16 protein-coding genes are annotated in these 20,376 nt (G+C 60.7%); 4 read left to right on the top strand and 12 right to left on the bottom strand.

Annotated features, from left to right (window positions below):
* Positions 1-127: 127 nt before the first annotated feature.
* A complete protein-coding gene (gene phoR / locus BM110_RS22805) occupies positions 128-1,414 on the bottom strand; it encodes a phosphate regulon sensor histidine kinase PhoR (protein WP_219731685.1) in 1,287 nt (428 codons plus the stop codon).
* A gap of 81 nt (positions 1,415-1,495) precedes the next feature.
* Positions 1,496-2,185 (bottom strand): phosphate regulon transcriptional regulator PhoB, encoded by a 690-nt coding sequence (phoB, locus tag BM110_RS22800; RefSeq protein ID WP_003176964.1) that lies wholly within the window; start codon positions 2,183-2,185, stop codon positions 1,496-1,498.
* 155 nt (positions 2,186-2,340) lie between these two features.
* Here phoB and BM110_RS22795 point away from each other — a divergent pair, with 155 nt between their 5' ends.
* Positions 2,341-2,718, top strand: coding sequence for a COG4315 family predicted lipoprotein (locus BM110_RS22795; protein ID WP_071490818.1), 378 nt, complete (start codon positions 2,341-2,343; stop codon positions 2,716-2,718).
* A gap of 128 nt (positions 2,719-2,846) precedes the next feature.
* Here the strand turns inward: BM110_RS22795 and ubiA are convergent, their stop codons facing one another.
* Positions 2,847-3,737 (bottom strand): 4-hydroxybenzoate octaprenyltransferase, encoded by an 891-nt coding sequence (ubiA, locus tag BM110_RS22790; protein ID WP_093514212.1) that lies wholly within the window; start codon positions 3,735-3,737, stop codon positions 2,847-2,849.
* A complete protein-coding gene (locus tag BM110_RS22785) occupies positions 3,737-4,300 on the bottom strand; it encodes a chorismate--pyruvate lyase family protein (protein WP_092241628.1) in 564 nt (187 codons plus the stop codon). Before BM110_RS22785 ends, ubiA begins: the two co-directional genes overlap by 1 nt.
* Before the next feature lie 196 nt (positions 4,301-4,496).
* On the opposite strand from BM110_RS22785, the gene BM110_RS22780 reads away from it, so the two are divergent.
* From BM110_RS22780 to BM110_RS22770, 3 genes are all read left to right on the top strand, one after another.
* Positions 4,497-4,664 carry a rubredoxin gene (locus BM110_RS22780; protein ID WP_015886569.1) on the top strand — a complete coding sequence of 56 codons (168 nt, stop codon included), beginning with the start codon at positions 4,497-4,499 and terminating at the stop codon, positions 4,662-4,664.
* 37 nt (positions 4,665-4,701) lie between these two features.
* Entirely contained in the window at positions 4,702-5,850 is a 1,149-nt protein-coding gene (locus BM110_RS22775; protein WP_092241630.1) for an NAD(P)/FAD-dependent oxidoreductase, read from the top strand.
* Between the two features lie 191 nt (positions 5,851-6,041).
* Entirely contained in the window at positions 6,042-6,317 is a 276-nt protein-coding gene (locus BM110_RS22770; protein WP_003176958.1) for an HU family DNA-binding protein, read from the top strand.
* Between the two features lie 277 nt (positions 6,318-6,594).
* Here the strand turns inward: BM110_RS22770 and BM110_RS22765 are convergent, their stop codons facing one another.
* The 8 genes from BM110_RS22765 to tssE all read right to left on the bottom strand — a co-directional run bounded on the left by BM110_RS22765 (position 6,595) and on the right by tssE (position 20,322).
* On the bottom strand, positions 6,595-7,356 hold the full coding sequence (locus tag BM110_RS22765; RefSeq protein WP_175538862.1) for a pentapeptide repeat-containing protein: 762 nt from the start codon (positions 7,354-7,356) through the stop codon (positions 6,595-6,597).
* Positions 7,353-11,735: an RHS repeat-associated core domain-containing protein gene (locus BM110_RS22760; protein ID WP_093514210.1), complete on the bottom strand. Its 4,383-nt coding sequence runs from the start codon at positions 11,733-11,735 to the stop codon at positions 7,353-7,355. The genes BM110_RS22765 and BM110_RS22760 overlap by 4 nt, the downstream gene beginning before the upstream one ends.
* Positions 11,736-11,749: 14 nt before the next feature.
* Positions 11,750-12,184, bottom strand: coding sequence for a DcrB-related protein (locus BM110_RS22755; protein WP_092241636.1), 435 nt, complete (start codon positions 12,182-12,184; stop codon positions 11,750-11,752).
* Positions 12,185-12,199: 15 nt separating this feature from the next.
* Positions 12,200-14,146: a type VI secretion system Vgr family protein gene (locus BM110_RS22750; protein ID WP_092241638.1), complete on the bottom strand. Its 1,947-nt coding sequence runs from the start codon at positions 14,144-14,146 to the stop codon at positions 12,200-12,202.
* 147 nt (positions 14,147-14,293) lie between these two features.
* Positions 14,294-16,951, bottom strand: coding sequence for a type VI secretion system ATPase TssH (gene tssH / locus BM110_RS22745; RefSeq protein WP_093514209.1), 2,658 nt, complete (start codon positions 16,949-16,951; stop codon positions 14,294-14,296).
* Entirely contained in the window at positions 16,944-17,987 is a 1,044-nt protein-coding gene (gene tssG, locus BM110_RS22740; protein ID WP_058424270.1) for a type VI secretion system baseplate subunit TssG, read from the bottom strand. Before tssG ends, tssH begins: the two co-directional genes overlap by 8 nt.
* Complete coding sequence (gene tssF / locus BM110_RS22735) at positions 17,951-19,810, bottom strand: type VI secretion system baseplate subunit TssF (protein WP_093514208.1); 1,860 nt, start codon at positions 19,808-19,810, stop codon at positions 17,951-17,953. Before tssF ends, tssG begins: the two co-directional genes overlap by 37 nt.
* Positions 19,807-20,322 (bottom strand): type VI secretion system baseplate subunit TssE, encoded by a 516-nt coding sequence (tssE, locus tag BM110_RS22730; RefSeq protein ID WP_005792513.1) that lies wholly within the window; start codon positions 20,320-20,322, stop codon positions 19,807-19,809. Before tssE ends, tssF begins: the two co-directional genes overlap by 4 nt.
* Positions 20,323-20,376 lie beyond the last annotated feature (54 nt).

The raw sequence follows: 20,376 nt of genomic DNA, 5'->3' as shown, positions 1-20,376 counted from the left end.
ACAACACCGGTCCACTGTGGGAGGGGGCTTGCCCCCGATGGCAGTATGTCAGGCAGCACATTCATATCTGACCCGCCGCCATCGGGGGCAAGCCCCCTCCCACATGTAGGCCCGTGGTGTCTTTGGTTTAGTTGTCGTTGCCGAGGGCTCGCGAGCGCGCCACCTGAGCCGGCGGAAAATGGCAGGTAAACGTGCTGCCATGTCCCAGCACGCTGCTGATTTCCAGGCGTGCGCGGTGGCGCAGCAGCACGTGCTTGACGATCGCCAGGCCGAGCCCGGTGCCACCGGTGTTGGAATTGCGGCTGGAGTCGACACGGTAGAAGCGCTCGGTCAGGCGCGGCAGGTGCTTGGCGTCGATACCGATGCCGGAGTCCTGCACGCTCAAATGCGCACCTTGTTCGTCGGCCCACCAGCGGATGCGGATATTGCCTTTGTCCTGGGTGTACTTCACGGCGTTGAACACCAGGTTGGAAAACGCGCTGCGCAACTCGCCTTCGCTGCCCTTGAGCAGCACGGCCGGGTCGGCTTCCAGGCTGATCTGCTGCCCGCGTTGGCCGGAGAGGGCCTGGGCGTCGTTCTTGATGGTCTGCAACAGGCTTTGCACGGCCACCGGCTGGTTGTCCGACGGATAATCGGTGGCTTCCAGCTTGGCCAGCAACAGCAGGTCGTTGAGCAGGGTCTGCATGCGCGAGCCTTGCTGCTGCATTTGCTGCAGGGCCCGGCTCCAGCGTGGGTTGATCTCGTCGACGTTGTCCAGCAGCGTCTCCAGGTAGCCGCAGATCACCGTCAGCGGTGTACGCAACTCGTGGGAGACGTTGGCGACGAAGTCCTTGCGCATCTGCTCCAGCTGGTGGATGCGGGTGACATCGCGCACCAGCATCAGGTGTTCATTATTGCCGTAGCGCGTCAGGTACAGCTGGATGCGTACGCGGTCATTGGTGGGCGAGGGGATTTCCAGGGCTTCTTCGTAGTTCTCCTGTTCGAAGTACTCCTTGAAGCGCGGGTGGCGCACCAGATTGGTCACTGGCTGGCCGCTGTCCTGGGGGGTCTTGAGGCCCAGCAGGGTCTCGGCGGCGCGGTTCCACCATTCCAGGTTGCCGTCGCTGTCTAGCATGATCACCGCGTCCTTGAGCGCGGCGGTGGACTCCTGCACCCGGTCGATCACCGCTTGCAGGCGGCCGCGCACACGCTGGTCGCGACGTTGCAGGTGGTAGATGCTGTCGAACACCTCGCCCCACAGGCCGTAGCCATCGGGTGGTGCCTCATCGGGTTTATGCTGGCGTAGCCATTCGTGCAGGCGCAGCAGTTGCTTGAGGGTCCAGCCCAGGTACAGCGCGATGCCGACTGCCAGACTCCAGCCGTAATAGCCGCTGACCAGCCCAACCAGCAGGCAGCCGGTGATCAGCAAAAGCATGTGGCGGATCAGGGTGCCATGCCAGTTTTGGTTCACTTGAACATGCGTCCTTGTCAGCTGTTAAGTCAGGATCCGATTGGCTCAGCCCTTGGTAGAGAAGCGGTAACCAGTGCCGCGCACGGTTTGTACCAGATTCTCGTAGGCATCGCCCAAGGCTTTGCGCAGGCGACGGATATGCACGTCCACGGTGCGTTCTTCCACGTACACGTTGCCGCCCCACACTTGGTCCAGCAGTTGGCCACGGGTGTAGGCACGCTCCTGGTGGGTCATGAAGAATTGCAGCAGGCGGTATTCGGTGGGGCCCATCTCGGCCGGTTTGCCGTCGATGGTCACGCGGTGGCTGATCGGGTCCAGCAGCAGGCCGCCGACTTCGATAGGCGCTTCGCCATCGGTAGGCCCGGCGCGGCGCAGTACGGCCTTCAGGCGCGCTACCAACTCCCGTGGGGAAAAAGGTTTGGTGATGTAGTCATCGGCACCGACTTCCAGGCCCTGGATCTTGTTGTCCTCTTCGCCCTTGGCGGTGAGCATGATGATCGGGATGTCCCCGGTCAGCTCGTCACGCTTGAGGCGGCGGGCCAGTTCGATGCCGGAGGTGCCGGGCAGCATCCAGTCCAGCAGGATCAGGTCCGGCTTGCGGTCGACGATAATGGCATGGGCCTGCTGGGAGTTCTCCGCCTCCAGGCAGTCATAGCCGGCCATTTCCAACGCAACGGCGATCATCTCGCGGATGGGCGCTTCGTCGTCAACAATCAGAATGCTCCTGCCAACCATGCTCGAAAATCCTCTTGTCATTTAACTGTCTTGCGCCGCATTAGATAACGGAATTATTGCAGTCGTGTGACAGTAATTTAGTCGCTCGGGCAATTCCCGCCTCTCTGGACTACGCTTTGAGTCCGAATCCTGACAACCACAAAAGGAAGGTTCCGATGACTTACAGCACGATTTCCTGGAAAGCCCTGCTGGTGACGGCTGCGTTGACGCTGCCGGGCCTGGCGTTTGCGGCGGAGCCGGCGATGACCAAAGACGGAATGCTGGTGGACCACAAGGGTATGACGCTCTACACCTTCGACAAGGACGCTGACGGCAAGTCCGTGTGCAAGGACCAGTGCGCGACCAATTGGCCGCCGTTGAAGGCAGAGTCCACTGACAAGTCGATGGGCAAATGGACCGTTATCACCCGCGATGACCAGACCAGCCAGTGGGCCTATGACGGTAAGCCCGTCTACACCTACAAGGATGACCACAAGGCCGGTGACAAGACCGGTGATGGCAAAGGTGGGGCGTGGCACGTGATCAAGCCTTGATGACGCGGTGCCGCTGAAATCACCGGGGGCAAGTCGAATCGTCGTACCACCCCTCCCACAGGGGAACACATTCCAAATGTGGGAGGGGGCTTGCCCCCGATGAGGTCGGGACAACCGCCACAAAAACCTCAGCGAAACGCATAGTCCGCCACAATCCCGACAAATATCGCCAACCCCGCCCAGTGGTTGTGCAGGAACGCCTTGAAGCACTTCATGCGGTCCTTGTCCCGGGTGTACCAGAACTCCCAGGCAAAACAGCCCGCCGCGCCCAGCAGACCCAGGTGGAACCAGCCACCCAACTCGAATCGCGCCCCCGCCAGCAACAGGCACACCAACGACAGCCCTTGCAGCGTAAGGATGATCACGCGATCCGCATCGCCAAATAGAATGGCGGTGGATTTCACGCCGATCTTCAAATCGTCATCCCGGTCGGTCATCGCGTAATACGTGTCGTAACCCACTGTCCACAGCAGGTTGGCGATATACAGCAGCCAGGCCGTAGCGGGAAGGTGACCCGTTTCGGCAGTGAACGCCATCGGCATGCCCCAGGAAAACGCCGCCCCCAGCACCACCTGCGGGTAATAGGTGTAGCGCTTCATGAACGGGTAGCTCGCCGCCAGGGCCAGGCCACCGAGGGACAGCAGGATGGTGGTGGCATTGGTCAGCAGCACCAGCAGGAAACTGATGCCCATCAGCACGGCAAAAAACACCAGTGCCTCTTTGGAGCTGATCTTGCCGCTCACCAGCGGGCGTTGCTCGGTGCGCTTCACATGGCCGTCGACCTTGCGGTCGGCCCAGTCGTTGATCACACAGCCACCGGCGCGCGTCAGCACCACGCCGAGCACGAAGATCACGATATTGATTAAAGAAGGCGAGCCTTTGCCGGCGATCCACAGCGCCCATAGGGTCGGCCACAACAGCAGGTAGATGCCGATGGGCTTGTCCATACGGGTCAGTTGAATGAAATCCCAGGCCCTGGGGTTCAGGTGGTTCAGGGACTTGAGCAGACGTTGGTACATCAGCAATTCTCCGGATGGGCGTGCAGCGCGTGCCAGAAACTGGGCAAGAAGACTTCCGCGACCAGCACGCTCAGCGGCCCGCGATCAAAGCGTGAGCGGCGTGCCCACAGCCCGTCGACCTGATCGGCCGCTGGCAACCAGTGCCGAGGGTAATGGCACACTTCGATGGCCTGGCGGGTGAAGGCCTGGTCACAGAACAGCAGTTCGCCCAGGGACCGGCTGCCCAACTCATCCATATGCAGGCCGTCGCCCTGCAGAGCGCCGCGTGCGGCCACACTGCGTGCGAACACCCACGGCTGACCATGCCCACGCAGATACACCTCGCGCACCCAACCGATACTGGCCGGCGCCAGCGCCAGGGCGGCACATTCGTCATCGCGTAGCGGTTGCCAGCCTTCGAACAGTGGCGTGACGCTGAAACCGTCGTTGGACAGCCACGTCAACCGCCGCGTCAGCGAGTCTTCGTTGAACAGCCAATTGAGGGTCAAGGACGTGGGTACAGGGGCCAGGAGGCTCTGGGTCAACCATTGGCAAGCATCGGGAGGGTCGATTGAGTGCGGCACGGTGAGTCAGTATCGGCAGCAAAAGAGGCGGCGAGCTTACCATGGCGTCCAACGTTTTTGCCGGAGGCAACCGGCTGTTTGCGTCGATCATGCTTGCATCTGCCGGCCACCATCAGTACAAAACGCCCTGAGCCGTACGGCAATGCGGGTCTATCGACCGTCGGCCAAGAAGCCTGGACTCCTGAGGAAGCAAGTAATGAAGAAGTGGCAATGTGTCGTCTGTGGCCTGATCTACGACGAAAAGGACGGCTGGCCGGATGACGGAATTCTGCCTGGCACCCGTTGGGAAGACGTCCCGGAAGACTGGCTGTGCCCGGACTGCGGCGTGGGCAAAATGGATTTCGAAATGATCGAAATCGGTTGATTCTCGATTTTCAGAAAAGTATTACAAGGAGAAAGGAATGAACGCACCTGTCGTGATCATCGGCACCGGATTGGCCGGTTACAACCTGGCCCGTGAGTTTCGCAAGCTCGACAGCGAAACCCCATTGCTGCTGATCACTGCGGATGACGGGCGCTCCTACTCCAAGCCCATGCTTTCCACCGGGTTTGGCAAGAACAAGGAAGCCGATGGCCTGAGCATGGCTGAACCGGGCGCCATGGCCGAGCAACTCAAGGCCGAAGTGCGCACTCACACCCGCGTCAGCGGCATCGACCCCGGGCACAAGCGCCTGTGGATCGGCGAGGAGGCGGTGGCCTACCGCGACCTGATCCTGGCCTGGGGCGCAGAAACCGTGCGTGTGCCGGTTGAAGGCGATGCGGCTGACCTGATTTTCCCGATCAACGACCTCGAAGACTACGCGCGCTTTCGTGCCGCCGCTGCCGGCAAGCGCCGTGTGCTGCTGCTCGGCGCCGGCCTGATCGGCTGCGAGTTCGCCAATGACCTGATCCTGGGCGGTTATGAAATCGACCTGGTGGCACCGTGCGAGCAAGTCATGCCGACCCTGTTGCACCCGGCCGCCGCCGCCGCGGTACAGGCCGGCCTCGAAGGCCTCGGCGCGCGTTTCCACCTGGGCCCGGTGCTCAATCGCCTGCAGCGCACCGCTGATGGCCTGGAAGCTCACCTGTCGGACGGTGAAGTGATCGCCTGCGACCTGGTGGTCTCGGCCATCGGCCTGCGCCCACGCGTCGACCTGGCCGCCGCCGCCGGCCTGCAGACCAATCGCGGGATCATGGTGGACCGCCACCTCAAGACCTCCCACGCCAATATCTACGCCCTGGGCGACTGCGCCGAGGTCGACGGACTGAACCTGCTGTACGTGATGCCGCTGATGAGCTGCGCCCGTGCGTTGGCCCAGACCCTGGCCGGCAACGCCACCGCCGTCAGCTACGGCCCGATGCCAGTGACCGTGAAAACCCCGATCTGCCCGCTGGTGGTTTCGCCACCGCCTCGGGGCACCGAAGGCGTCTGGAGTGTCGAAGGCGAGGGCGCCGACATCAAGGCCCTGTGCCGTGACGCCAGCGGTCGCCTGCTGGGTTACGCACTGACTGGCAGCGCCGTGATGGAAAAACTCGCCCTCAACAAAGAACTTCCGCCGTTGCTGGCGTAAATACCGGTCGTTCTGTCGGAATAAGCACGTTTTTCCCTCCAGAAAGGTCGCCGCTAGACTGGCGGAGCGTGCGAGGGCATGCCATCCTCACTCCCGTCTGCCGCAGAGTAGAGCCTGCGGCGCTTTGGGCGCTGCTCCAGAAGAGAGCAGCACGGACATAACAACAAAAAACCGTCAAAGAGGCTTCACTTATGCGTAAACCAGAACTCGCAGCCGCCATCGCTGAAAAAGCCGATCTCACTAAAGAACAGGCCAACCGCGTCCTCAACGCCGTTCTCGAAGAAATCACCGGCGCCCTGCACCGCAAGGACAGCGTCACCCTGGTTGGCTTCGGCACCTTCCTGCAACGCCACCGTGGCGCTCGCACTGGCAAAAACCCTCAAACCGGTGAGCCGGTGAAGATCAAGGCGAGCAACACGGTTGCGTTCAAGCCGGGTAAATCGCTGAAAGACACTGTCAACGCGTAATAGCGTTACCGTCTCGAAGGGGGCGGGGTGGTAGGAGAGATGGGCACGCCGACTGGATCGGGTGCCCATTTTTTGTGGGGTATTGATACGTATGCCAATTCAAGCCAGTTCGTCTAATCGCGTTTTAGAGCGTCGACTTGCTCTTCCACTGCCTTGACGACATCAGCGCCACCTTCCCCGATATCAACAAATTCCCACTCCTCACTGGGCGGGTCAATCATCTTGGCCAGTGTTGAAATAGCGTGCACGATCAAAGGCTTCAACTGTACTGTGCTGTTTAAGAATCCTGGAGAAGTGAAATAAATCGTGCGGTGAATTCTGCGCCTTCATATTCTTCCAGATTGTCAGTGTTGAAAACTGCACCTCGTTGAGTTGTGAGTTTTAACAGTCGTCGCTTTAATATTTTGTTGATCTGGCTTTCAGGTTCCGCAGAGATCACTGTGAGTGCTTTTTTTGCGCGGGCTGCCACATCCTTAAAGAAAACGTGTTTGGCCTCGGCGGGGGGTATGATGTTTTCCAGGTTGCAGTTTTCAAAGGTTACATAGTCAAGTTTGCAAAGTTCAAAGTCGACAGAAATTGGGGTGTGGGGCTGATCTGATATAAAACGGACTTCCTGGAGTTTTCCAATGAATTTAATGTTGGTTATATTTTTTGCGTTAAACGAGTTATCAATGATTTTGCACTGAGAAAAGGTGCAGCTGACAAAGGTGCAATCCTTCAAGGATGCTTCACGGAAGTTGCATTTCACAAACGTGCAGTTTTCGAATTTGCTATTGCTGAAGCCGGATGCCTGAAAATCCGCATTCTTGAACGAGCAACGGGTCAAGGATGTTTTATTGAAGAATCGCGAGCCGGAAAAGTCAGCTTTCTCAAAGTCGCAATTTTCCAAAACACATTGGTCAAAAATCGGATCGCAGAGGTTCGCGTTTTTCAGTTTGCAACCACTGATGAGCTCGTTTTCAAAGCGCGTTTTTTTAGGCAAAACAAGTCCGTCCTGCTCAACGCCGGACAGTACCTTTGATGGAGTTTTTTCACTCACCATAATATTCCTTCATAACCATTGCCCCAGTCCCCGTAACGCCGCTGATGCGTGCCCCTTTTCCAATCAGCCTTCGTCGTGAGATCCCACCAGGTTTTAGTTTTAGTTTCATACACATCGGGTAGGCGTTGCCCTGATTTGGATACCTCCAAATGCCCCAGTGACGGGTCATTTTTTACTCTGTTTTTGAAGTCTGCATCTATTCTCTGCCCTACATACCGGCGATAGCGTGATCGTGCTTGTCCGAGATCACCTCTGTCATAGGCTCGTTTTACTGCTGCTCTCTGTTTCGGGGTCAACGACCGTTGAGGGTTACTGTAAACAGCCTTTCTAGCGGCATTGGCGTGTGCCTGAAGCTTGGCTGTTGTTGAACCGCAAGGTGCCCATCCCAACGGATCGATCCATCCGGAAGGATTAGGAGAATACTGATAAAGGTTAAAACCTCCTGCCAGCCCAACAGGGTCCGGCGTTGTAAAGCGCCCTATATCCGGATCATAAAACCGAAATGTATTGAAATGCAGCCCCGTCTCCCGGTCCAGGTACTGTCCCTGGAATCGTAGGTTCTGCTCTTCAATGTAGTAAGGCTCGCGCACTTCCTCGGAGGTATTGCCCCACACTTGGTAACTGGCCTGCCAGAGGGGGTGTCCATCGGCCTCGGTAAGCTGCTCAGGGAGGCCGTTCAGATCATTGTGGTAATAGCGAATTTTTTCAAGCGACCCGGTACCGTCTATTCGGGCCAGAGGCTCGTAGCTTTCCCCTTCATAAACATAAAGGCTCGTCTGGCTGTGCTTATGCTCTTGCAACAGGCGTAAACCATCCCAGGTGAAACGTGTCTGACCCAGCGGATAGCCATCGTCGTCATATTCGTTTTTTTCGACGCGTCGACCCAGTGGGTCATAGGTCATCCTGACCACGCTGCCGCTCTCATTTCGCACTTCAACCAGCCGACTTTCCGCGTCATAGGCAAAGCGCTGAAAACCACGCATGCCGCTGCGTTTTTCGATCATACGGCCCATGGCATCGTATCGATAACGCTTGTCCTGATAGGTGAGCAGCCGGTTATGTCGTACAAGTCCCCCTTGATGCCCGCTATCCAGCAGGTTGGCTGCGGCGTCATAGGCGTAGGTTTCGCTCTTTCCGACGTGGTGGCAGACAAGAATGCGGTCGGTGCTGTCGTAACCCAAGTGCTCTTGGCGATCGTGAATACGGCCGATGCGACGACGCCCGATCAGGTTATCGCTGGAATCGTAGCTGTAGCCAGTCTCGACCAACGGCGGCAACTGCCACGGTTGGTCAATACTGCGGCGCTGCCGTGAGCGAATCCTGCCACTGCGGTCGTATGTGGTACTTGTCTTGAGTTGGCCTTGAGTGCGCTGTACTTCGCGGTGCAAACGATCACGCTCGAAGTCGCTGATGACCTTTCCGTCGAGATTTAACTGATGCAGGTGGCCGCTGCCGTAGTAGAGTCGGTTCAGCCATCGACCGTCGGGCAACCGGGTCTGAATCAGGTTCCCCAATTCGTCGTAGCAATGCTGTAGGGAGCCCGCTGTACTTTGCTCCTGCAGCAGTTGCCCAAGCGCATCGTAGCTGAAGTCCAGTCGATGCTGTCGACCGTCAGGCGCGGTGGACGTGACGCTGACCAGTTGATCGTTCAGATCATGTTCGTAAACGGTGATGCCGTCTGCGGTGACTTTACTGACCAGGCGTCCGATTGGGTCTCGTTGAAACTGGTGTGAGAACGGCGCTACCGGTTCGCCTTCCGTCCCCGGCAGATAGTCCACGGCGACGACATCATCCAGCGGATCATAGGTGTAGCAGCGCCGACTCTGGTCGAGGTCTTGCTGTTGCACCATGCGGTCGGCCGCATCCCACTCGAAGCGGTAGCTTTCGCCGTTCTCATTGGTCAGCTTGCGCAGTCGCCCGTAGGCGTCGTGATCAAACATGACCGTGCGGTTATGCGCATCCCAGCGTTGCTTGACCAGGCCGCGTGTGTCATAGGCGTAGCGCGTGGTGCTACCGGCGGGATCGACATGGGCCGTCAGATAACCGCTGGCGCTGCGCTGGAACTGTTCCACACGGCCATCCGGGAGTTGGCTCTCCAAGAGCAGCCCTCGAGGGCCGTACCGGTAGCGCACCGACTCGCCTTCTGCATTGGTTTGCACCACCAGATTGCCAAAGGCGTCGTACTGATAACGAGTGGGATAACCCGAGCAATCCACCGCTTCGACCAGTTGGCTCCACTCGTTCCAATGCAGCACTTTGGTTTTTTCCGTGGCATCGATGATGCGCACCGGCTGACCGAAACCGTCATAGACATAGCAAGTACGGTTGCCCAGTGGGTCGATTTCTTCGATGCAGTTGCCTCGCTGGTCGTAGCGATAATGCCAACTGTTGCCCGCCGGATCAGTTTCCACTTGGGGCAATGCCCAGTGCGCCAGCCACTGCGTGCTACTGGTCCTGGCCAATGGATCGATCACCGTGCTCAGGTTGCCGGACGCGTCATAGTTGAAGCGCCACTGGCCGTTTTGCGGGTCAATCGCACCGAGCAACTGGCGATCTTCGTTCCACTCGAACTGCCACGTATGGCCCAGGTTATCGACGTAGCGAGTGATCTGGTACTGCGGGTTCCAATGCCGTGTGCTGACGCGCATCAGGCCGTCGGTCACACGGGTAATACCAGCGTAGAGATCGTAGTCGAAGGTGTACTCATCGCCAGCGTCTGTCCAGTGGCGGCTCACGCGCCACTCCTCGCCGTGCGGCCCGGGCACTGCACCCCATTGGTAGAAGCAGCGCAGGCCAACGGGCAATTGGTGTTCGACCATTCGCCGGCAATTGTCATAAGCAAAGCGTCGAAGGGTCGTACCTTGCCCGTCCAAGACTTCAGCCAGGTCGCCGTGACTGTCATAGCGGTAACTGACGAGCACATCGCTGCGCGCTTCGAAATGTTGCTGGTGCAGGTAACGTCGTTCGATTTCGCTCACGCGCCGTGGGTGTTCGGCCGAGTAGCTCAGCTCTACGTGCATCAAGTCATGGGTGTCGCGTAGGCGATACAGCCGCCCCTGAGTGTCGTAGTCGAGAAAGATCCGCCCTTCATTGCGATCACCCAGCAGATGCAGGCGCATCCGCGAACTGTTTAGCGGGTCGGCTTCGAACAGTCGATACAGGCCGTCGATACTCTCGATCAATATTGCGCCGTCACCGCTGCGCCTGACCGCAAGGCCTTCGCCCGGATCGAAGGCTCCACCGGACAAGGGGATATAACCGATCTCCAGGCGGCGCCCCTGCTCATCGATGTAGAACAGGTTATCGTCTGCCTCTATCTCGATCGACACCTCATACGCAACGCTCCAGCTGGCGCCAAAGAGGCCATCCCGGCGTGTGTCGAGGCTGCTGTAGAAACGCTGCCAATCTATCGGGAGCAAGCCCGGGAGGATGAAGTCGAGTTCCTCGTCCCCGCCCAGGATCTTGGCCCCGGTCGCGCTGTGAACCGGATTGGGCGAGCCATTTGTGGCGCTCTTGAGCGCAGAGGTGATCTTGCTGGTTGCGTAAGAGACGGCACCTCCTACCAACAAACCTCCGACCAGGCACGGCAGCTTGCTCCAGAAACACTTCAGGTTGCCTCGCAACGCCATCACCACAGCAATCGCCAGGCCTACGCCGGGCGTTTTTCCGCTGCGAATTTCCTGCACCACGATGGTCTCACCACCGATGCGCACATCCGGCGAGATCAGACCCTGGGCTGTCCCTACCTTGGCGTCACAGGTGCTGCGATCGCCGCTTCGCGCTGCAGGTTGCCCATTGATGAACACTGAGCTTGAGCCCTCTGCAATGAATTGCAAGGGCATCGGCGGGTGCTTGTTGCACGCAACGGTGTCCAGTCGGCAAGGCTCGGTGCCGGGAGCGGGTGAGGCGACGGTCGGTCGCCACAGTTGAGAGAAAAACTCCCCGGCCATGTCCAGAAAGCTCGGTTCTGGTGGCTCACTGGGGGCCACCGGCACAGCGGTCATCTTGCCAGCCGCTCGTGCAGCCTTTTTCCCGTTGATGAAAACGTTGTCTGAACCACTGGTAATGAAGGCGTCGATCACCGGTGGAAACACCCAATTGGCAGCTGACTCGCACCAACTGGATATTTTCAGATCGGCCCCTGTAAGCCCCGCGGTGATCCCGACGACCGCACCCACGACCAAAACCAATGCAACGCCACCGGTGGCGATGGTTGCGCCGGTTGTTATAGCAACCGCCGCCGCGACCGCGAGGCAGCCCACGTAGGTGATTGCCGCATAGGCGGCCACTTCCAGTACACCGCCGAGAATATCGGCCATCACCGAGGTGTGCAGCAGTGCGTCGCCTTCGCGGGCGGCCCAGAGGTCTTCACTCATTGCTCAGTTTCGACTCAGGGCGTGGCGAGAAAGGTGAGGGTGTTTTTCAGTGTTGCCCAATGCGCTGCCTCGGCAGACCCCAAGGGCTGGGTCTTTACGTAGCTGAGGGCGATCAAGCGACGTGTGCCGGGTATCTGCATCGCCAACTGATACTGGTAAATGTTGTCGCTGCCTTTATTGAAACGGTTCTGCACCTCAAAGGCATCGATATCCTGCGCCGGCCCCACCTTGATAGCTTGCGCTGGCGAATAACGAAGGTCTTTGACTTGCTGTTCAAGCTTCTTAAGCTGGCCCTCGAAGTTGCTGTGCAAGGTCTCGCCCTCCGCCAGTGGGCTGCGACTGACCACCAGCGTGGTACCCAGGCTGGCGAACTTGAGAATATTGATTGAGGTGTCCTGCACCTCGGCATCTGGCAGGGTGAATTGGGCTTCGTTAATTACGTAATTCATGGTGGGGAAATCTCGTTATTGATCAGCGCCGGGCTTGCCGGAAAATTTTGATTCGACGGCGGACTTGATCGTGCTTTGCACACCTTGGGCGCCGGGCGATGTGCCCTTGTCGCTGCCCAGGTTGATGTCCAGTTTTCCTTTCGTCTGGATCTTGCTGCTGCCGCTGGAAAACAGATTGAACGAGCCACAGGTCAGGTTGATGTCTCCACCGGCCTTGAGCTCGATCACACTGTCGCCGCACACCAGGCGAATACTCTCGCCGGCCTCGATCGTGTAGTGCGTGGCGGCGCTGTCCGATTTGGCGCCGCCCACCAGTACGGTGTCGTTGCTGCGCACGACACGCAGGCGGTTGTTGCCAATCGTCACCGTCTCGTTATGCCCGATGCTCTTGTTGCGGTCATGCCCCACCGAATGGCTCTCATCCACCTCGACCACGATGTCTTGATTACGCTCGGCATGGATATACAACTGCTCCAGCCCCTTCTTGTCCTCCATGCGGATTTCATTGAAGTTGGCCGGCGTGCCGCCCTTGCTCGAGCGGCTTTTCATGCCGCTCTGGGTGGCGTTTTCCGGCAGGTCGTAGGGCACGGTCTGCTCGGCGTTGTACACCCGCCCAGTGATGATCGGTCGGTCGGGATCACCTTCCAGAAAGCTCACAATCACTTCCTGGCCGATCCGTGGGATCTGCATCGAGCCCCAGTTCTTGCCGGCCCAGGATTGCGACACGCGAATCCAGCACGAGCTGTTCTCGTTGGATTGGTCGTGACGGTCCCAGTAGAAGTGCACCTTGACGCGGCCGTACTGGTCGGTCCAGATTTCCTCGCCCTTGGGGCCAACCACCAGCGCGGTCTGCGGGCCTTTGACGATAGGGCGGTGGGTGATGGCCAGCGGGCGGAAACTCTGTTGGGCGTCAATGCAGGTCAGGCTGCTTTCGAACTGTGCCGAGCCCGAGCCGCCGCCGCTCTCCAGGCTTTCCTGGACGATGTAGTAGCGGCAGCCGATGATCAGGTATTCACGGTTCTGGTCCTGGCGACTGAAGCCGGTGAGGCTGAACAAATGCCCCGAACCCAAACCCCGCGCATTGCCGCTGAATTCGATCTGCTCATGCAGGGTCTGCAGGGCTTCGATGCGGGTGCGTGCGTAGTGTTCGCCGTCCTCGCTTTGCACGTAGGTGCCGGGGTAGTCGTACAGCGGGTAGTCGCCGGCGGTGTGCGGGCGTGGCATGGCCGAGCGCACATCGATGCTGGCGCTGGGGCGCTGGAAGTCGTAGTCGTTGAGCTCCAGCGAACCGGGCTGCACCTCCTGCGCCAGGTGCCAGTTGTGCATGTGGTCGCGTTCGCGCTGCTGCTCGTCCTTAGGGTAATACGGGACCGACGCGTAGCCCGGCACCGTGGTGTGGGCGCCGTAGGCGTCGGCCAGCACCAGCACATGGCGGTCCTGTTCGTGGCGGAAGAAATAGTAGATGCCTTCCTGTTCCATCAAGCGGCTGACGAAATCGAAGCTGGTCTCGCGATACTGCACGCAGTATTCCCACTCGCGGTATGGCCGGCTCAGGGCGTCTTCGAAATCGGAAAAACCCAGGTCGCGGAACACCTGCTTGATGATCTGCGGGATGCTCAGGTTCTGGAAAATCCGGCAATCGGAGGTACGGCTGAGCAACCACAGCCACGGGCGCAGCGTCACCTGGTAACTGGCGAACTGGCCCTGGTCGATGTTCTGGCTGCACCGTGCGACGATGCCGTGGAAGTGCCGTTCACCGCCGTCCGCCAACTGCAGGCCCACGCTCATGGGTTTGCCGAGCAATTGGTTGAGGTCGATGTTGGCATCCAGGGACGTCAGTTGCAGCTCGTAGTTGAACAGCCGCCCCAGCTCTTCGCCGCCGCCCATTTCATTGAGCAGCAGTACATCCGGCCCGAGGGGGCTGGTGATTTTGGCCAGGCGTGAGGCTTGGTTGAATAGCATCGAAATACCCTAATAACTGAAGGAACCCAATCCAATGTGGGAGGGAGCTTGCTCCCGATAGCAGTGTGTCAGTGGATGCATCAGGTGACTGATTCACCGCCATCGGGGGCAAGCCCCCTCCCACATGTTGAGCAGTATTCCGTCAGGTCAATCGTTGAACTGGTAGTGCAATTCATTATCCCGACTGCTGATCTGTACCCCCGCCAACGCCTTGCCCTCCAACATGCGCGTGAGGAATTCACGGCTCATGTCCGGCAGCAGGCTGTTGGTCAGGATGGTGTCGATCATGCGCCCGCCGCTTTCGGTTTCGGTGCAACGCGAGACGATCAAATCGACCACCGCGTCGTCGTAGTCGAAGGCCACTTTGTGAGTGCTCTCCACACGCTTCTTGATGCGGTTCAGTTGCAGGCGGGTGATCGCCTTGAGCATCTCGTCGCTGAGCGGATAGTACGGAATGGTCACCAGACGGCCGAGCAGAGCCGGCGGGAAAATCTCCAGCAGCGGCTGGCGCAGGGCCTTGGCGATGTCTTCCGGCTCCGGGATGTTCGCCGGGTCTTTGCACACCTGGGAAATCAGCTCGGTGCCGGCGTTGGTGGTCAGCAGGATCAGGGTGTTCTTGAAGTCGATCACCCGGCCTTCGCCGTCCTCCATCACGCCCTTGTCGAACACCTGGAAGAAGATCTCATGCACGTCCGGGTGGGCTTTTTCCACCTCGTCCAGCAGCACCACGCTGTAGGGCTTGCGCCGCACCGCTTCGGTCAGCACGCCGCCTTCGCCGTAGCCGATATAGCCTGGAGGCGCACCCTTGAGGGTCGACACCGTGTGGGCTTCCTGGAATTCGCTCATGTTGATGGTGATGACATTCTGTTCGCCGCCGTACATGGCTTCGGCCAGGGCCAGGGCGGTTTCGGTCTTGCCCACGCCCGAGGTGCCCGCCAGCATGAACACGCCAATCGGCTTGCTCGGGTTGTCGAGGCCGGCGCGGGAGGTCTGGATGCGCTTGGCGATCATCTGCAGGGCGTGGTCCTGGCCGATGATGCGTTTTTTCAGGTGCTGGTCGAGGTTGAGCACCGTCTCCAACTCATTGCGCGCCATGCGGCCGACCGGAATGCCGGTCCAGTCAGCGACCACCGAGGCCACGGCCTGGTAATCCACGGTGGGCAGGATCAGCGGGGTTTCGCCTTGCAGGACGGTGAGGCGCTGTTGCAGGTCGACCAGTTGGGCGCGCAGTTCATCGTTGCCACTGTCCACGACGCCCGCCTTTTCACGTAGCGTTGCACGGGTGGCTAGCAACTCGTCCACCAAGGTTTTCTCTTCAGCCCAGCGGCTTTCCAAGGTCGCCAGACGCTCACGCTCAGCGCTCAACAGCGCCTCTGTATTGGTCTGGCGCGCACCAATCGCAATGCCAATGGCATGTTCGCGAGCGATGATCTGCAACTCGGTTTCCAGCGCCTCGATACGACGACGGCTGTCGTCCACTTCCGCCGGCACCGCGTGCAGGCTGATGGCGACGCGGGCGCAGGCGGTGTCCAGCAGGCTCACGGATTTGTCCGGCAACTGGCGCGCCGGGATGTAGCGGTGGGACAGCTTCACCGAAGCTTCCAGGGCTTCGTCGAGGATCTGCACCTGGTGGTGTTTTTCCATGGTCGAGGCCACGCCGCGCATCATCAGCAGCGCCTTGTCTTCCGACGGTTCGGCGACTTGCACGACCTGGAAGCGGCGAGTCAGGGCCGGGTCTTTCTCGATGTGTTTCTTGTACTCGGCCCAGGTGGTGGCGGCCACGGTGCGCAAGGTGCCACGGGCCAGGGCCGGCTTGAGCAGGTTGGCGGCATCACCTGTTCCGGCGGCGCCACCGGCGCCCACCAGCGTGTGCGCTTCGTCGATAAACAGGATGATCGGCTTCGGCGAGGCCTGGACGTCTTCGATAACCTGGCGCAGGCGCTGTTCGAACTCGCCTTTCATACTGGCGCCGGCTTGCAGCAGGCCCACATCGAGGCTGCGCAGCTCTACGTCTTTCAGCGCGGGCGGCACGTCCCCGGCGACGATGCGCAAAGCGAAGCCTTCGACCACGGCGGTCTTGCCCACCCCGGCTTCACCGGTGAGGATCGGGTTGTTCTGGCGGCGGCGCATAAGGATGTCGACCAGTTGGCGGATCTCTTCATCGCGGCCAACAATCGGATCGAGCTTGCCGCTGCGCGCCTGTTCGGTCAGGTCGACAGTGAAGCGCTTGAGCGCTTCCTGCTTGCCCATCGCACTCGGCGCCATCGCGCCGCTGGCTTCGCCCGGCACGGCGCCGGCGTTGAAACCGTCGCTGGCGCTGAGCGCGTTTTCCGGCGAGTCGCCCACGTATTCATCAAAGCGTTCGCTCAGGGCCTCGGCCTTGATCTTGTCGAATTCGGCGGACAAACCCAGCAGCGCGTGACGCAGGCTCGGCGTCTTGAGAATGCCCAGCACCAGGTAACCGGTGCGCACCTGGCTTTCGCCGAACATCAGGCTGCCGTAGACCCAGCCGCGCTCGACGGCTTCTTCCACATGGGACGACAGGTCGGTGATCGACGTCGAGCCACGCGGCAGGCGGTCCAGCGCTTCGGTAAGGTCACGGGCCAGGCGTGCCGGCTCGACGTTGAACTGGCGGATGATGCGGTGCAGGTCCGAGTCCTGCAGTTGCAGCAACTGGTGAAACCAGTGGGCCAGTTCCACATACGGGTTGCCCCGCAGTTTGCAGAACACGGTGGCGGCTTCGATGGCCTTGTAGGCCACGCTGTTGAGTTTGCCGAACAGTGCGGCGCGACTGATTTCACCCATGCTCTGGATTCCTTGAGGTGGTGGCGTGGTCGGCGTAGTGCCGGGCCAGGATTAGGTCGTTGGCGTCATGCTCGGGTTTACCGAGCCAGGTGTTGAAGCCCAGGCGGAACTGGCCGTTGAGTTGCAGCGCCGGGACTTCGGGTTGTTGCAAAACCAGGTTCAGGTCCCAGTCCAGTTCATGGCCCAGGTACTCGGCCACCCACGCCACCAGTTCGTTGAATGGCTGGTGGCCGGGCAGCATGCCCATGTAGTCATCCAGCGTGAGCGGGCCCAGGCGGATACGGAATTTGTGCTGGCGGTCCCACACGAAGCTGCCCAGGCAAAAGTCCACGCCCAGGCGGTTGGCGCTCACACTCACGCGGCTGCGTTCGGGCAGTTCCAGCCATTGGCCGACGTACTCTTCGATCTCTACCGGCAGGCCGAAATACTCGCTGAGAATCGCCTTCAGGCCGTCCGGGTAGCGGGTTTGCGCCGACAGGTGGCCGCTGTAGTGCAGCTTGGCGGTATCCGGGATCAGCCCCTGATTCAGCAGGCTCGGCATGCCCCGGCCGCTCAGCGCGGCGAGGCGTGCCGACCAGTAGTCATCGTCCGGGCGGTCGTGGCTGACGGTCGGCCGCGCCTCGGCCCAGGCCCGGTAAAACAGGCTGAGCAGGCGATGGTGGAACACATCCAGGAACTGCTTGCTGGTGCTGTCGGCGTTGTTGCGCTGACGCTCGCGCACGTACTCGGTGATGTGCAGCGGCAGCGGGCCGTTGGGGCCGCCAAGACCGAAGAAGAACTGCTCCAGGCGCGCCGGCTTGCCGTCGCCGCCGGGGTCGACCGAGGCCAGCGTGGCCGGGGCGAAGGTGCAATCGGCCTGTTGCCCCAGGCGCAGCGGGTCATCCGCCAGGCGCAGGGAATGGCCCAGGCGCGGCAGCTCCGGCGATTCGCACTCGATACGCCGCAGCGCCTGGAAGAAATCGTATTCCCAGGGCTCCTGGTGCATCGCATCCAGGGTACTCACAGGGTCGGACGACGTCCGGGCTTGGCTTTCCATCGCATGATCTCGCCGCGTTCGGTGGTACGGATCACCGTCTCGGTAAAACTGTTGATCGACACGTAGCGTGCCAGGAAGCGTTCCAATACCGCACCGAGCAGGAACACGCCGGTACCGCGAAACGCGTTTTCATCGAATTCCAGGGTGATCTCCAGGCCCCGGCCAAACACGATCGGGCCGGGCATCGGCAGGCGTCGGGTCACGGCTTTGCTGCTGACCTCGCGCAGGCCTTCGATCTGCAATTGCAGCGCGGCGTCGTTGCTGTCGCCGTACAGGCGCAGCAGTTCGCGCAAGGCGCCGGCGCCCTGGCCCTGTTCGCTCAGGGACAAATAGTTGAGCGAGAGCTGGCTGATCAGGCGCCAGGCCTTGGCGTCATGGGCGTGGCTGGGGCGCGGGCGGCTGGGGCCTGCCACGCAGCGCACCGACAATACCGGCGCGCTGTCGGCCAGGGTGAAGTCGGTCTTGCCGTTGCCCACGCTCATGAACAACGGCAGATCGCGGTTGGTGCACAGTGCGGTCACGCCGAGCTGGCGCAGATCGTGGCGGTACGGCGACTGCCGGCTGTCCACCAGGCTGACAAAGGTTTCGCTGCCCACATAGGTGGAGCGCGGCCCGTTGCGGCGCTGGTCGCTGGACAGTACGCGCGGCTCGCGACGCACGGTGTAGTACGCCTGGTCGCGGCCATAGCGCGACGGGTCGCGCACCGCGTAGAACGGCAAAAACGGCTGCTCCGGCCCGGTGCCGTGGCCGGTGATGCCGCTCAGGGAGTGAATCTCGAAATCCATCGGCCGTGTGCGATCGGCGATCACATGGTGTTCATTGACCCGGTCGGACAAGTGGATACGATCCACGCGTTTGGGGAACAGGTTGATCGCCGGGGTGCAGAACGGCAGGAACTGCGCTGCGCCGACGCTGCCTTCCAGGCTCGGTTCGTGGCGGTCGAACAGCACGATCAGTTCCAGCTCCTGGCCGTCGCAACGCTTGACCGCACGGCTCAGCTCGGCGAATTCGACGAACAGGAAGCGGTGGGGCAGGGCGAAGTATTCCTGCAGCAGGCGATAGCCCTGGAAGGCGCGTGCGACGACCGGCATCGCGGCGTCGGCGTCATCAAAACCACGGGAGCGCAGCGCATCTTGCGGCAGGCGCTCGACCCAATCGCCACCGGGCTTGCGTGCGAACACCGCGCAGGCATTGCCCAGCAGTTGCTCGTAGAGACGGAACGGTTGCTCGTCGGCGCCGCTGAGGTACAGCGGCAGGCTGTCCAGGTCGAGGCTGTTGAACGGTAGCTCGGCGCCGGTGCGCAGGGTCAGGCGCAGACCGGCCTTGGCTTTCGACTCACTGGCGGCTAAGCGTCCCAATACGGCGGCAGGGTTGCCGAAGTACTCGGCGTTGCTCACCTGCAGCGGCCACAGCGTCACCGGGTGAGCGGTGCGGTACTCGCAGCAGGTCTGGGTTTCGCGGCCCAGGGCGGCGCGCAGGACGGTGTCGCGGGGCAGCGGGAAACCACTGGCCAGCGAGCCTTCGTCCGGGTCGGTCTGCAACTGCACCACCGTCATCGACGGTGTCGGTGCCAGGTAGTGCGGGTAGGCGATTTCCAGCAGGTTGTGGGTGAAGGTCGGGTACTCGGCGTCGAGCTTGAGCTGCACGCGGGCCGTGAGGTAGGCAAAGCCTTCGAGCAAGCGTTCGACGTACGGGTCGGCGCAGTCCATACCGGACAGGGTCAGCCGACTGGCGATCTTCGGGTATTCCTTGGCGAACTCGGCGGCGCTTTCGCGCACGTGGTGCAGTTCCTGGTTGTACAGCTCCAGCAGGCGCGGGTTCATGGGCGCCTCCGCTGGTCGGCATTGACCACGCGTACGTGGCCGGATTCCAGGTCGAGGTCGGTTTGCAGCAACAGGCGCAACGGCACCGGCTGGGCCCACAGGTCGCCTTCGATCTCGAAACTCAGGGCGTTGTGGTTCATTTCGCCATGGCCGACACGGGCTTTGACACGCAGGGTGTGGCGCAGGATGCGCGGCTCAAAGGTGGCGATGGCCTGGTAGATCAGGGCTTCCAGCGCCTTGATATCCACGCTGGAAACACTGTTGCCCGCCAGCGCCGGCAGGCCGTAATTGACCACCGAGGTGCCGGCTGGAGTGTGCAGTGTGGCATCGGCATCGAGCAACGACGTGGTGTTGAGCAGCCACGCCAGGTCACGCAGCACCGAGGCTTTCAATTGGGTCAGGGACAGCACGCGTTTGTCGGCGCTTTCCTTGGGATTGGTTGGATCGTCGTCCGTCAGCCGGTCCAACAGGGACGGTTGCAGACGGTCGCGGGAAGCGATTTCAGTTACCACCAAAGCAGCTCCACGGACGGGTTGCGAGAGGGACAAAAAACCAGGGGCCGTGGC

The organism is Pseudomonas sp. NFPP28 (genome assembly GCF_900115535.1).
Classification (GTDB): Bacteria; Pseudomonadota; Gammaproteobacteria; order Pseudomonadales; family Pseudomonadaceae; genus Aquipseudomonas; species Aquipseudomonas extremorientalis.
Note: the sequence above shows the minus strand (reverse complement) of the source record. Positions and strands in the feature narration are given on the sequence as shown.